This window comes from Lentilactobacillus parakefiri, assembly GCF_002157585.1.
GTDB lineage: Bacteria > Bacillota > Bacilli > Lactobacillales > Lactobacillaceae > Lentilactobacillus > Lentilactobacillus parakefiri.
The window spans coordinates 34228-47459 of the sequence record NZ_BDGB01000054.1 but is presented as its reverse complement, the minus strand read 5'-3'; the positions used below and the strand labels follow the sequence as shown (position 1 = coordinate 47459).

Below are 13232 nucleotides of genomic sequence, written 5' to 3'. Positions count from 1 at the left end.
TTTCGTTCTCCTCAGACAGCGAAGCCAGTCGCTTTTCCATCGCTTTAATTTCGTCTGGCGATTTACCGGATTGAGTTTTGGCCTGGCCCTGGATCCACTTATGAACGGTTGAATAGCCAATGCCATATTCTCTGGCCAGTTGGGCGGCTGATTCGCCTTGCTTATATAGGTTGATAATGTTTGGTTTGAATTCTTTGTCGTAACGAGTTGGCATGTAAAAATTCCTTCCTTTTGAGAGACGATTTATTCATTATACGCTCTCTTAAAAGTTGTCTCAGGAATCAGCTTACATCCAAACCTGAATGTCGATGAACGGCTGAAACAATTTGCCCGAAATCTGGATCCAAAGCAGGTCAAAGAAGTCTTTTTGTTTGGGACTTCCGGCAGTCTGTTTACGGTTGGTAAGCAGTTGACGAAGATTTTGGATCAAAGGGACATTAAGGTTGCCAAGGATCATCTGTATCTACATGGATTGATGCCGAAGATGGGCAACATTAATCAGCATCAGCAAGCTGAGATTAAGGGATTTGCGAAGGAAACTGTTGTTGAGTGAGGATTAGTACAAAATTTTAGTGCCGGTCGTATAATAGTTTCATTTAAACCTTATCAAAATCGAAAATTAAACAGTGACAGAACAAAGGCGATTCTGCAGCAGATTAGCTGTTGAGAATCGCCTTTATTTTTTGTTAAAAAAGTTTTGTTTCCAAATGTTTGCTTTGATACAGGCCCAAGAACGAGATTATACACCTGGTACGTAGTCCTGGTCAATAATCATGACCGGTTTGATAACCGACCCGTCATTTGAAGCCTTGTTAGCTTCGTTGACTTGATCAAAAGTGTAGAATTTTTCAAGCTTATCAAATGGGAATTCGCCTGCCTGCCAGAAATCAATTAAAGTCTGAATCCCGATTTGTGGAATTGCATCGCCCATTAAAACACCGTCAATGTGTTTTTGGAGAGCAGTAATTTCATTTCATGGCATGAATTCCAATGTCTTGGCCGTCACAGCAATGGGAGCCAGGTGGCCGCCTGATGCCAGGGCAGTAATCGCCTGGTGCATAATGGCCGAAATGCCAGTGGTATCGATTGTGAAGTCGACACCTTCACCATTGGTGATTTCATGGACTTTATCAACCCAGTCCTCGTTCAGACTGTTGATGGTATCGGTAGCGCCAAGTTCTTTAGCCATTTCCAAACGTGAATCGTGGATGTCGACACAGATAATCTTTGAGCAGCCCTTAATTTTGGCAGCCATCAGAGCAGCTGAGCCCACGGCACCGGTTCCGACAATCGCAATAGTGGTGCCTTCTTTCGGGTTTAAGCCGTTAAAGACGGTTCCCGATCCGGTTGCAAAACCGCAGCCGAGAGGGCCGACCTTCCGTAGATCAATATTCTTGTTGATCACCGTAACATTACGTTCTTGAACCAACGTCTCAGTAGTAAATGAGGATTGGTTAAAGAAATTATGAATTGGTGAGCCATCTTCACGGGTAAATGCGACTGAGCCATCAGGACGGACACCATCCATGTTTAGTTTCGCCCAATTAACACAAGAAGATGGATGCCCCGTCAAGCAGTGGCGACAAGTCCCATCGTAATCATATGACAGGATAACGTGTCGCCTTGTTTAACAGTTGTGACCGATGAGCCAATTTTCTCGACAATACCGGCACCTTCATGTCCTACAACTCCGGGATATGGGTATTCACCGGCAGACCCATTCCGAACGGCTTCATCAGAGTGACAAATGCCGCTTGCAACAATATGAACCAATACTTCATGTGCTTTTGGCTGATCATCGACTTCAAGGGTTTCCAACTTAAACGGTGCGTTTAATTCTTCAATCACCGCACCAGTAATTTGTCGTGACATAATAAAAACTCCTTCCGAAAATAACCTGGCTGTCTCTAATCAATTCGTGTAAGCCCTTCCATGGTTGAAGAATACTACGGATTTTATAAGCATTCAAGGAAGATAACTTATTATTTTATACACAAATAAGAAGAATAATCGAAGGAGTATTCGTTGTAGTGCTAATTGCTATTTTCGGTCGGCCTTATCATTCGAACAACCGCATTAATGTTATTGTCATTGGCAATTTTGGCCGCTGATTTCTCAATCTGATCAACTTTTCGGCCGCCTTGATTGGAGACTTCAATGGCAATTAGTGAAGTGGTGTGATTGGCTTTATCTTGAACCTGACCCACGAAAACGTTATTGATCTGTTTTGGATATTGTTTAATGATGTCGTTTTGGACATTGGCTAACGACTCATTATTGTTCGAATTAACGTTATCCATATTGCCATTGGTGTTTGATTGTTTCATATAATCTTGAAATTCCCTGGGCGTGATGTAATTTCCCTTGGTCAGCTGGGTGAGTGATAGCTGGTAATTGCCAAGATGATAATCCTTCAGCGACTGCTGCAGCTCGTTAATTTGCTTTGTGTTCAAACGTTGGCCGATGACTGAGATCGAAATGGTCTTATCGTTGACAGTTTGTTTGGCAATGTATTGATTACTCAGCTTTTCGTTGATAAATTGTGAGAGTTGTGTGTCGACGAAGGATTGGTGGACAATGTTGTAGGCTGAGATTGAACTTGGGATAACGACAATGATTGAAATGATCACGATCAGTACCTCTTGACGCAGAGACACATTCAGCCGTTCCCCGCTGCGGACACGGAAAAAGATGGTTCCAACCGCGGTGGCCAAAGCAATGAAAAAAGCGTTAATCAAAAACAGGTAGCCTGCTCCCAGAATAAACGACAGATCAAGGTGACTAATGCCATACCCAACCGTACATAGCGGCGGCATTAATGCGGTGGCAATGGCAACCCCGGGAACAACATTGCCGCCATCTTTTTTCGCCGAGCTGATGACGCCGGCAAAACCACCAAAAAAGGCTACCAGTACGTCAAAAAGCGTCGGTTCTGTTCGGGCAAGCAACTGGGATCCAGCAGTATTTAGCGGCGAAATGAAAAAATAAATCGTCGCCCCGGTCACCCCGATGATGACCTGAATCAAGAATAGTTGAGTGGCCTTAGATAACAGCTTGGGATCACTATTTCCTAAGCCGTAACCAATCCCGACAATCGGGGCCATTAATGGTGAGATCAGCATTGCGCCAATAACTACGGGGGCTGAATCCACGTTGAGACCAATGCAGGCAATGATGATGGCGCAGAAAAGAATTGCTTGGGTGGACCAAGTAAAGTTTAGCCCTTTTTTGACGTTTATATTTAAAGTGTTCGTGGAAATCTGTTGCATTGTCCTCACCCATTTCTATAAAATTTCAATTTTAGAATAGCATAAATAAAGGCTTTTCTGATGAATTTTGTCGTCGACAGCTGGTGAAGGCAGATTTTGATCTGGGGATGATTAAAGACAACGCCACATTTTTTTCGTATACTATATTATGCGACTAATTTGAAAAGAGGACTGAACAGGTTGACGCCCGAAAAACTATTAAAAACTAAATTTGGCTATGACAGCTTCCGGCCTGGACAACAGACCGTTATTGATGATATTTTGGCCCACAAAAACGTTTTGACGATCATGCCGACCGGTGGTGGAAAATCGCTGTGCTATCAGATTCCGGCAATGCTTGAAGATGGCTTAACCCTCGTTGTTTCGCCATTGATTGCCTTGATGAAGGATCAAGTGGATGCACTAAATGAAAATGGCATCCCGGCGACTTTTATCAACAGTAGTCTAGATTTTGACGAAGTCGACCAGCGGTTTGAACTGGCGCGCAATGGCGAAGTTAAGCTGTTGTACGTTTCGCCGGAACGCTTGGACTCTGGGGCCTTTAACCGTTTAGCCGGCCTGCCAATTGATTTGGTGGCGGTTGATGAGGCTCACTGTATATCCCAGTGGGGTCACGACTTTCGGCCGAGTTATTTGGCATTGACTGATCGGCTTCATGACTTGCCAACTAGGCCGACAATTGTTGCGCTGACAGCGACTGCAACGCCGCAAGTGGCCGAGGACATTAAACAACGCCTTGATATTCACGAAGAAGTTAAGACCGGCTTTGCCCGGGATAACCTGGCCTTTAAGGTAATTCAAAATCAAGATAGCGATCGATATATGCTGGATTATCTAAAATTGAATGCCGGTGAATCAGGGATCATTTATGCCAGTACCCGTAAAGAAGTGGAGCGGGTCGTAAAGCTGCTGGACAAACATAAGTTTTCGGCGACTATGTATCACGGTGGTATGAGTAAAGATGAACGTCGGAAAAATCAGGACGATTTTCTCTATGATCGGGCGCTGGTGATGGTTGCTACCAATGCCTTTGGAATGGGGATTGACAAGAGTAACGTTCGTTTCGTGATTCATGATTCGGTTCCCGGCAGTTTGGAAGAATACTATCAAGAAGCTGGTCGAGCTGGACGAGATGGATTGCCAAGTGAGGCCATTTTGCTGTTTAAGCAAAAAGATGTTCAAACCCAGCATTTCTTTATTGATCAATCAGGGCGTGATGAACAAAGCAAGCATCAAGCGTACAAAAAGCTCCAGGTAATGACTCAGTATGCGAATACCCAGAAATGCCTGCAGCAGTTTATTTTGAACTATTTTGGTGAGCAGGACGGACACCCCTGTGGTCGTTGCAGCAGTTGCCTTGATACCAGAGAATCCCAAGATATCAGCGTTGATACTCAAAAGGTTCTATCCTGTGTTCTCCGGATGAAAGAACGTTTCGGCAAGAGTTTGGTGGCCCAAGTGCTGACCGGATCTAAAGTTCGAAAGGTGACGACTTTTCACTTTGACCGATTGTCAACTTATGGGATCATGAAAAGCGATTCACAAAAATCAGTTGTTTCATTGATTGATTACTTGACAGCTACCGGATTCTTGGCGGCATCCGGGGGCCAATTTCCTGTGTTAAAGGTGACTGAAAAGGGCGCAGCTGTCCTCCAAGGCGCAATGAAGGTTAGCAGAAAGATTTCCGCCAAGGCCACTAAGAGTCTTACTGAGAATAACGATTTGTTTGAGTCCCTGAGGCAGCTTCGTCGTGAATTGGCCGAGAAACAGAGTGTTCCGCCATTTGTCATTTTCTCCGATAAGACCCTCCATGAGATGAGTGCGGAAATGCCAACGACTGACGCACAAATGCTGGACGTAAAGGGTGTTGGAGAGAGCAAGCTTGAAAAATACGGGGAACAGTTCATGGATATAATTATGAATTATCAATCAGAATCAAAGGCTGAAGCCAAAGTTTGAAGCGCCAAGTAGATGAATAGAATTAGTAAATGGGCTTTCACTTGAATTGCGTAATTCAAGTGAAAGCCCATTTTTTTGTGATGAATGCCATGTTACCTGTAGGACCTTGATTGAAATGTGTTCTACAAGTCAGCTTGTTCCACACTCTTTTACCGCAAAACGCCGCTTTCCAAAAGCACATAAACGCCAATTGCGATGAAAACAAGCGGGATGACGATTTGTTTTGATCGCTCTAATTTATTTTTGATGATCGGTAGATTGGCAATTTGGTAACCAATGTAACACCAAAGACCTGTCATAAGTGAGAAGACCAGAACGGTGATTCCTAACTCAGCCGTGCCATATTCTGTAAAAAGGGGAATGTAGACGGTTAGATTGCCGGCACCGTTGGAAATTGTTATCAATGAGACTGCCAATATTTCTGGCTTGAACCATGTTTGTCGCCGCAATTTTCCTCGTTCGGCTTTTAGCTCTTGTTTGAGTTTGCTTTTAATATGGGCAGTCTCATGCGGCTCAATTAATCGATGTCGGTACTTTAGCCATTTGCGAATCCCTAAAATAATCGGCACCACGCCGAGCCAGCCAACTTGATCCGTTGGCAGAAAACTGAGCCCATATGCTGCGAACACACTAACCAACACCAGCAATTCAAATCCCAAGAACTGGCCGATAACGATATCCCTGCGCTTTAAAGAGCTGTCGGCCTGGGAGAACCAGACTGCCAGGACGAAGGTATCGTCAATGTTGGTTCCAACAAATAAGAAAATGCTGGTGATAATTGTTGTGAGCATCGAATCACCTCCGAAGGACAGTCGTTAGTGTTAGTATAACCGATTCACGGGTGTCATGGGGAAGGCTTTACGAGTGAGGTGAGACACAGATTGCGGTGGCGTTGGCATGGTCTTTAAAGTTAATAAAAAGGTCGTCAGATCCAACCTTTTTCCCGCATAGTGTTATAAATAAGACTGAAAGCTAAAGGAGGGATATTATAGCTGATAACACAACAAGTCAGGGGAAAAATTATTCGATTATTGCAGTGTTGGGGATGTTTTCATTTTTAACGGCATTGTCCGGCCCCAGCACCAACCTGGCAATTCCTAAAATTGCGATTGACATGGATATTTCAAGCAGTATGGCCACTTGGATCGTTCAAATTGGCTTGATTACAACCGCCATTCTGCTGGTCATGTTTGGCCACATTGGTGATATCTTATCGAAAAACGTGGTTTTCTTAGCTGGCGGGATTGGCTTTTTGATTGGGTCGGCGATTACTGGATTTGCACCGAATTTTTCAATCATTTTATTTGGCCGGGTGATTCAAGCCATTGGGGCGGCCATGATTATGGCTAACTCAATGGGAATTGTAACTCAGTATTTTCCTGATAAACGGCGGGCAGAAGCTTTGGCCGTCATTTCGATGTTTATTTCCGTTGGATCAATTTCCGGCCCCGGAATCGGTGGGCTGATCATTTCTGCGTCCAGTTGGCGGTGGATTTACTGGATTAACATCCCACTTGGAATTGTCATTCTTTGGCTGGGCTTTAAATTCCTACCAGTCCCCAAAGAATCGTGGTCCCATGTTCGCCAAGTCACCCGGGGTGCTAATTGGACCGGTCAAAACCTGTTTACCATTGGGATCATTATTTTCTTCTTAAGTGGTTCATTCTTTCAAGCAGGGCGTTCAAAGCTACTGACGGGAGTTATCTTCTTTGTGATTGGGGGGATCATTGCCGTATATGCTTTTGTTCAAGATGATAAGGCCAACCTACCATGGATTGCCCCGGAAGTTATTCACAACCGTGGCTTCATGACGTCAATTGCCGCTTTGGCACTGGTAATGCTGGTTAATTCAGTTTCAAACATTTTACTGCCATTTTATTTTCAAAGTTATAACGGTATGAGTGCCTTTTACAGTGGCTTGATTATCATGCTGCAGTCAGTCACGATGCTTTGCACAACACCGTTTGCCGGATACCTGGCCGATCGAATTAATCGAGAATTGATGACCGTCGTCGGCTTGGTCATTTTGATGGTTTCCCAGGTTGGTTATGCATTCTTCCCCAGTAATTTGGACATGTGGAAAATTATTCCACCAATTGTGCTAAACGGGATTGGGATGGCTATTTTCCTATCACCAAACAACGCTTTAACCATGGGATTAGTTGACAAACGGCTATCGGAAATTGCCGGATCATTAAATTCGTTTGCCCGAACCCTTGGAATGACGATTGGCATCAGCTTTGGTTCCTCCTTACTGTTCTTCCAGCTGCCGGGGGTCAAACGGGTTACCGCAAGTGTTGGGTTGCCATTCATTCACGCCTTTGCCAACGTCTTTTGGACAGCAACCGCGATTTCTGCAGTTGCGTTAGTGCTGGTATTGGTTCGTTATCTTGGCTCAAGGAGGAAACTGGCTGCCACTAAGGAGTCTGCTTAGGGGAAGGAGACGTCAAATGGCACGTTCAAAGATTAAACAGTTGAGTTTTTTGAGCGTCTTTTTGCTTGGAGTTGATGGAATCGTTGGCTCGGGGATCTTTTTGATGCTTAGCCGGGTCTATGCCAAAGTTGGCGACCTAAGTGCGGGGTTGATGCTGCTGGCGGGCATATCGGTACTCATGATTGCGCTGTGTTTTGCTAACCTCGCCAGCAAAATCCCCGGCGACGGTGGTGCGTGGTTATATACCTACACCGCATTTGGACGTTTTGCCGGATTTGAAATCGGCATTTTTACCTGGCTGTTGGGAATCATCACGATGGCAACGGAAATTTCGGCGTTTGTCACCAGTCTTCGAAGCGTTTTTCCAAGTTTAAATCAGCACAGCCACTATCTGGTGGTCGCACTGGGGATTCTGACAGCTCTGACGATTCTCAATTTACTTGGCCCCAATTTAATGGATTGGGTAGATAACATTTCGACGGTCGCTAAAATTGGTGTTTTGGTCGCTTTTGTTGTGATCGGGCTATTCTTTCTTCACCCGGCCAATTTGGCCAATTTCAGCAGCGGGGGTTCGATTGGATCATCCTTATTCAGCCGGATTAATGCTGGTTTTGGAATGGTCTTCTATATGTTTACCGGTTTTTCATTTTTGCCGATTGCGGCTTCCAAAATGAATCATCCTGAAAAAACATTACCCAAAGCGCTTATTAGTGTGCTGTTAACATCTGCCGTACTTTACATGATTGTTCAGTTAACGGCGATTGGGGTTTCCGGCAGTGGATTAGCCAATGATAACGTCCCGATTGCCGCTTCATTTTACCGGATTGCCGGCTCAATTGGGTATGATTTGGCGTTGGCGGGGATGCTGATATCGATTCTTGGAGTGGCTTTATCGGTGTCATTTTCCACGCCGACCATTGCCAGCTCACTGGCTTCGGAGCATCAGTTATTACCAAGAATGTTGGGCAGACAAAACAAGCGCGGTGTGCCAATTGTGTCGTTGCTGTTGTCCTGCGGTCTTTGCGCACTGATGCTGTTTTCCGGCAATTATTTATTCTTAGCCTCGGCAATCGTGTTTACGTCTTTTATTCAGTATGTGCCGACAATTTTAGCAGCGATCAAATTGCGCAACCACAGCAAGCTCCCACAGGGTTTCAGACTGTGCGGCGGTAATCTAATTCCAATTATTGCGTTGTTGGTGACCCTTTATTTGATTCTAAGCTTCTCGCTGGAATTAATTGTGGCTGGGGTCCTGGTCTTTTTACTGAGTGCTGTCTGGTACTTCTATGATGATCGGGACCGCCAGGCCAACGGGTTGCGACGCGATATTGTGGAGGGGGATAAGGCATTTTAGGAGTGTGGAGAAATAAGCTGCTAACTTCCCCACGATTCAGCTAAATAACAGTGAGAATAAAAGAGTGGTCTGAACAAAAATTGACTCGTTCTTGTTCAGACCACTCTTTTGAGTTTATTCAATTCGGCGGACAATCCCATTAGCTTCGTTGCGCCAGCCCGGGGCGTTCAGAGTTGAGACCCCCACGCCGCCGGTATCTGATTGACCATGGTCGTGTAAAAACAAATTATCTCCTAAGTAAATGGCAACGTGGGAGTTGACCTGACCGCGTGAATTGGAGAAAAAGAAAAGATCACCGCGCTTCATGTTTTGAAAATTCACCGGCCGTCCCATTTTGACCAGCGTGTAAGTGGTCACGCTATCCAGATTCCCCAGTGTGATGCCAGCTTGACTGAAACAGTAGCGGACGAATGATGAGCAGTCGAACTTGTGATTTTTGATGTCACTCAAATTTCGACCGCCACCGTAATCGTATTTGGATTTGCCGACGAGTTCAAGTCCGGCGTTGATTGCCGCTTCAATTTTAGGGTTATTGCCCTTGAGCTTGTTTAGGTTTCGAAAAGAAACATTTTGAGCACTTACCCAGTACGTTTGCTTATTTTGTCTAAAAGCAATGTAGCCCTCGGCACGCCTGTGGTTCAGATCGGCACGCTTTTGGCCCACAATTTGGCGGGACACATGATTCGATTTGACGGTCCCGACATATTTAGATCCCTTGGTGCCAGCGGGAGCGGTGTATAGTTTTACGTTTGAGTCAATTATTCGGAGGTCATAGGGATACTTGTATGATTCGAAAATTTGGTTAGGGAAGACGTCCTCCTTGACGGCAGTAACCGCATTCGGGGTCTTGTCCGGACTAAAGGTGGCCTTGACAAACACAAAAGCCATAATGGCGATTACGCTCAAAAGGCCAAGCGTTATGAATAATTTGCGATGATGTAACATAATTTCCCCCTGATTGAAGTTAATAATTTCATTATGAGCATCCCCGGACACAGATGCGCCGAGCAATTGATATTTTATCCGTTTCTTAACCAGTGGGAGCTCGATTGGTGAAAAATGAGTGAGTGGTTTCTTGACATTTTGGTTGAAACTTGTAGAATAAATGCCAAGTCAATTAAAAGTATTTTCTACTTTTACTTAAAGGTGAAAGATACTTTTATAGTAATTAAAAATAAAGGAGACAATTATGAAAACAGAACCGATTCATCGTACCAGTATGTGGAAATTTAAGTTAAGTGCGGCAACTATGACGCTCATTCCAGCAGCTGTTGGAATTAATTATGTTGCCAAAGCATTAGCCGAGGGGTTAAAGTTGCCTGTCTGGCTGGGGTCTTTAGGAACCTTTCTTGCCAGTATGCTCGCTGGTCCAGTTGCCGGTGCCATCAGCGGGTTCATCAATAATGTCATCTATGGATTGACCTTGTCGCCAATCTCGACAGTGTATGCGATTACCAGTATCGGCATCGGGATTGCAGTCGGGGTCCTGCATGCCAATGGGTGGTTCTCATCAGCACGACGGGTATTTGTTTCAGCTATTATTATTGCGATTGTTTCGGCGGTGATTTCGACCCCGCTCAACGTTATTTTTTGGGGTGGTCAGACTGGGATTGCTTGGGGTGACTCATTGTTTGCGGTGATGGTTGCCAATCATGCACCGGTGTGGCTGGCCTCATTTACGGATGAATTTGTCCTGGATATTTTGGATAAAGTCTGCGTGGCCTATCTGGCATTCTTTATTTATCGTCAGCTGCCGCAGCGGATGGTGCACTTTTTTAGGGATGATAAATGATGACTGATCAAACACTGATTTCCGGGACGCCACAGGTCAAACGTAAGTGGTATCAGGTGATCGATCCGATTACCAAGCTCTTATTTATCTTGGATATGACATTGTTGAGCTTTGCCAGTCCGAATTTATTGCTGCAGGTGGGGCTGATTCTGGTCGCCACACTGTTATTGTTGTTCTCCAAACTAAATTCGACGACTTTTAAAGCGCTGGGGTTTAGTCTCTTTTTGATTGTCACCATGCTGATCATTCAAGGGTTGTTCTACAGTCACAATCAAACGGTGTTATTTTCTGTGCTGGGGATCTCATTTTACAAGGAAGGACTCATCTACGCCACAATGCTTGGTTGTCGTGTATTGGTGATCATTTTAACCAGCGGATTCTTTATGGTGACGACGAGCATCTCAGAAAACGCCGCGTATCTGGAACAGTCTGGATTATCTTATAAAACTGTCTACGTCTTAATGTCCGTGTGCTATATTTTGCCGGAGATGATGCGCAATATGCGGAAAATTCAGCAGGCGCAGAAAGTTCGCGGAACCAATCCGCAGAAAACGCTGATTCAGAAATTAAAATCGGTGCTGCCAGTTCTAATCCCCTTAGTGATTAAGACTTTGGATCAATCGATGGCACGATCAATTTCGCTCCAGCTAAGAGGTTTTGATAATCCCAATCGTACCGTCAAGACCTCACAACAATATCATCTGTCACGAATGCTTCACATTAGTTTAACTGGATTAGCAATTCTATTGATTGGGTGGAAAATATGGACGAAGATAAACGGATTGTAGTTGATAACTTAACTAGCCGCTATCCTGGCACTACCCAGCCACAGTTACGCGGTATCAACGCGGAAGTTCAGGCAGGCCAAGTGGTTGGGATTATTGGCAATAGCCACTCGGGTAAATCAACCCTGTGCCGCGTGCTGGCTGGGGTGATTTCCAAGATTGTTTCGGCTGAGGTAGAAGGTCAGTGGCGTCTGTTCGGCCGGCGGGTGGACGATTGGCCGGCCTATAATGCCATGACAGGCGTTGTGCTGCAAAATCCCGCTGGTCAATTGAGTGGTTTGTCTGACACAGTTGCTGATGAAATCGCCTTTGACTTAATCAATCAAGGGCTCGCTGAAAATTTGATTCAAAAGCGGATCGAAAAAGTGGCAGCCCAAATGGGATTAAGCGCCCAGCTTCATCTGCATCCTGAAAGTTTATCCGGCGGTCAGATTCAACGACTGGCGATTGCAACTGCGATCGCCACTCATCCGACTGTTTTGATTTTAGACGACCCAACCAGCGAGATGGATCCCTTGGGCCGCCGGCAGTTCTTCCACTGGCTGGCCGGGGTCAAAGACACCACCGTGTTGATTGTTACCAGTGAAATTGACGATCTTTGTGAAATAGCTGACAGTGTGTGGGTGATGCACGATGGTCAACTGGTGTCAAAGGGAACGCCAGGAGATGTGTTCAACCATTTGGCGACTGACTGGCAGATTCCAGCACCCACCATCACTCAGTTGGCACAAAAAATGAATTGGCGAATGGCTGATGGGCAATACCCAGTGAATGCGGCTGAGTTAAAGGAGGTTCGGTATGCGCACAATTGAACTGAATCACCTGACGTTCACCTACCCGGGGCGATCTTTTAGCCTATCAATTGAAAATCAGATCTTGGCTGACCCGATGGTGGCAATTGTCGGTCAAAATGGTGCTGGCAAATCGACGCTCTTCAAATTATTGACTGGCCTGCTAACGCCGCAGGCTGGGGTGATTAAGATCAATGGGACCGATTTTAACAACCTTAAGCCAATTGAGAAATTAAGACAAGTTGGCATTACTTTTCAAAATCCCGATGATCAACTCTTTAACCCAACTGTTCAGCGAGAGGTTGAGTGGAGCGTCGCCCAAGTTACCGATGACCGGGATAAGATTGCCACGCAAGCTTTGAATGCCCTGGTAAGAGTGGGGCTGGATGCAAGAATAGCTGAGAATCCATATGACCTATCCTTATCGGAACGTAAGCTGCTGAGTGTTGCGACGGTTTTGGCAGTTGATCCGGCGATCTATTTGTTTGATGAACCGATGATGTCGCTTGACTGGGAGAGCCGCCGCAAGCTGACAGCTATTTTTCATGAGTTGGCGGATTCAGGCCATCAAGTGGTCACGATTACTCACGACATGGATTGGGTTGCTGCCGAATTTGAGTCGGTGTATGTTATGGAACACGGAAAGTTTGGTTTTGCCGGTAGTCCACGGGAGCTGTTTAGCGATCACGAACTCGTTGATCGAGTTGGATTACTGCCGCCACGGATTATGGCTGTGGCTGAACTGCTGGGTGACTCCCAGACGTATTTAAGTGTTGATGACTACTGGCAGAAAAATCACGATGATTAAAAAAGGCGCCTCTCTGTCTTCCTTCCAACGGTCAAGATCG

The 13232-nt window shown here is 45.3% G+C and carries 12 protein-coding genes and 1 pseudogene; 8 read left to right on the top strand and 5 right to left on the bottom strand.

Annotated elements, in window-relative coordinates; all coding sequences use genetic code 11:
* The coding region (locus tag LPKJCM_RS05795; protein WP_165758573.1) for a transposase at positions 1–214 on the bottom strand (214 nt) is incomplete at its 3' end.
* A 153-nt stretch (positions 215–367) separates the two neighbouring features.
* Here LPKJCM_RS05795 and LPKJCM_RS05790 point away from each other — a divergent pair.
* Positions 368–553, top strand: coding sequence for a hypothetical protein (locus LPKJCM_RS05790; protein ID WP_225364139.1), 186 nt, complete (start codon positions 368–370; stop codon positions 551–553).
* Between the two features lie 186 nt (positions 554–739).
* Here the strand turns inward: LPKJCM_RS05790 and LPKJCM_RS05785 are convergent.
* Together LPKJCM_RS05785 and LPKJCM_RS05780 are read right to left on the bottom strand one after the other, a co-directional pair.
* Positions 740–1872, bottom strand: a pseudogene (locus LPKJCM_RS05785) (NAD(P)-dependent alcohol dehydrogenase).
* Between the two features lie 161 nt (positions 1873–2033).
* Entirely contained in the window at positions 2034–3269 is a 1236-nt protein-coding gene (locus tag LPKJCM_RS05780) for a DUF389 domain-containing protein (RefSeq protein WP_057961286.1), read from the bottom strand.
* Between the two features lie 180 nt (positions 3270–3449).
* On the opposite strand from LPKJCM_RS05780, the gene recQ reads away from it, so the two are divergent.
* The gene (gene recQ, locus LPKJCM_RS05775) at positions 3450–5228 is read left to right on the top strand and encodes a DNA helicase RecQ (RefSeq protein WP_057961285.1); all 1779 of its coding nucleotides are present in this window, start codon (positions 3450–3452) and stop codon (positions 5226–5228) included.
* A 149-nt stretch (positions 5229–5377) separates the two neighbouring features.
* Here recQ and LPKJCM_RS05770 read toward each other — a convergent pair whose 3' ends face one another.
* Positions 5378–6019, bottom strand: a complete 642-nt coding sequence (locus LPKJCM_RS05770) for a cadmium resistance transporter (RefSeq protein ID WP_057961284.1) — start codon at positions 6017–6019, stop codon at positions 5378–5380.
* Positions 6020–6273: 254 nt separating this feature from the next.
* Between LPKJCM_RS05770 and LPKJCM_RS05765 the strand changes: the two genes are divergently transcribed.
* Together LPKJCM_RS05765 and LPKJCM_RS05760 are read left to right on the top strand one after the other, a co-directional pair.
* Positions 6274–7662, top strand: a complete 1389-nt coding sequence (locus tag LPKJCM_RS05765) for an MFS transporter (RefSeq protein WP_057961283.1) — start codon at positions 6274–6276, stop codon at positions 7660–7662.
* A 16-nt stretch (positions 7663–7678) separates the two neighbouring features.
* Entirely contained in the window at positions 7679–9016 is a 1338-nt protein-coding gene (locus LPKJCM_RS05760; RefSeq protein ID WP_057961282.1) for an APC family permease, read from the top strand.
* A gap of 114 nt (positions 9017–9130) precedes the next feature.
* Here the strand turns inward: LPKJCM_RS05760 and LPKJCM_RS05755 are convergent, their stop codons facing one another.
* Complete coding sequence (locus tag LPKJCM_RS05755; protein ID WP_057961281.1) at positions 9131–9961, bottom strand: C40 family peptidase; 831 nt, start codon at positions 9959–9961, stop codon at positions 9131–9133.
* Positions 9962–10205: 244 nt separating this feature from the next.
* On the opposite strand from LPKJCM_RS05755, the gene LPKJCM_RS05750 reads away from it, so the two are divergent.
* The 4 genes from LPKJCM_RS05750 to LPKJCM_RS05735 are packed head-to-tail and all read left to right on the top strand — an operon-like array spanning position 10206 to position 13192.
* Complete coding sequence (locus tag LPKJCM_RS05750; RefSeq protein WP_057961280.1) at positions 10206–10808, top strand: hypothetical protein; 603 nt, start codon at positions 10206–10208, stop codon at positions 10806–10808.
* Complete coding sequence (locus LPKJCM_RS05745; protein ID WP_174659014.1) at positions 10808–11596, top strand: energy-coupling factor transporter transmembrane component T; 789 nt, start codon at positions 10808–10810, stop codon at positions 11594–11596. Before LPKJCM_RS05750 ends, LPKJCM_RS05745 begins: the two co-directional genes overlap by 1 nt.
* A complete protein-coding gene (locus LPKJCM_RS05740) occupies positions 11572–12405 on the top strand; it encodes an ABC transporter ATP-binding protein (protein WP_057961278.1) in 834 nt (277 codons plus the stop codon). Before LPKJCM_RS05745 ends, LPKJCM_RS05740 begins: the two co-directional genes overlap by 25 nt.
* Positions 12392–13192 (top strand): energy-coupling factor ABC transporter ATP-binding protein, encoded by an 801-nt coding sequence (locus tag LPKJCM_RS05735; RefSeq protein ID WP_057961277.1) that lies wholly within the window; start codon positions 12392–12394, stop codon positions 13190–13192. Before LPKJCM_RS05740 ends, LPKJCM_RS05735 begins: the two co-directional genes overlap by 14 nt.
* Positions 13193–13232 lie beyond the last annotated feature (40 nt).

What these genes read in the sequence shown, in the direction of transcription:
- LPKJCM_RS05780 (WP_057961286.1), bottom strand. Translation starts at nt 3,269, where the DNA reads ATGCAACAGATTTCCACGAACACTTTAAATATAAACGTCAAAAAAGGG.
- LPKJCM_RS05770 (WP_057961284.1), bottom strand. Translation starts at nt 6,019, where the DNA reads ATGCTCACAACAATTATCACCAGCATTTTCTTATTTGTTGGAACCAAC.
- LPKJCM_RS05765 (WP_057961283.1), top strand. Translation starts at nt 6,274, where the DNA reads ATGTTTTCATTTTTAACGGCATTGTCCGGCCCCAGCACCAACCTGGCA.
- LPKJCM_RS05760 (WP_057961282.1), top strand. Translation starts at nt 7,679, where the DNA reads ATGGCACGTTCAAAGATTAAACAGTTGAGTTTTTTGAGCGTCTTTTTG.
- LPKJCM_RS05755 (WP_057961281.1), bottom strand. Translation starts at nt 9,961, where the DNA reads ATGTTACATCATCGCAAATTATTCATAACGCTTGGCCTTTTGAGCGTA.
- LPKJCM_RS05750 (WP_057961280.1), top strand. Translation starts at nt 10,206, where the DNA reads ATGAAAACAGAACCGATTCATCGTACCAGTATGTGGAAATTTAAGTTA.
- LPKJCM_RS05745 (WP_174659014.1), top strand. Translation starts at nt 10,808, where the DNA reads ATGACTGATCAAACACTGATTTCCGGGACGCCACAGGTCAAACGTAAG.
- LPKJCM_RS05740 (WP_057961278.1), top strand. Translation starts at nt 11,572, where the DNA reads ATGGACGAAGATAAACGGATTGTAGTTGATAACTTAACTAGCCGCTAT.
- LPKJCM_RS05735 (WP_057961277.1), top strand. Translation starts at nt 12,392, where the DNA reads ATGCGCACAATTGAACTGAATCACCTGACGTTCACCTACCCGGGGCGA.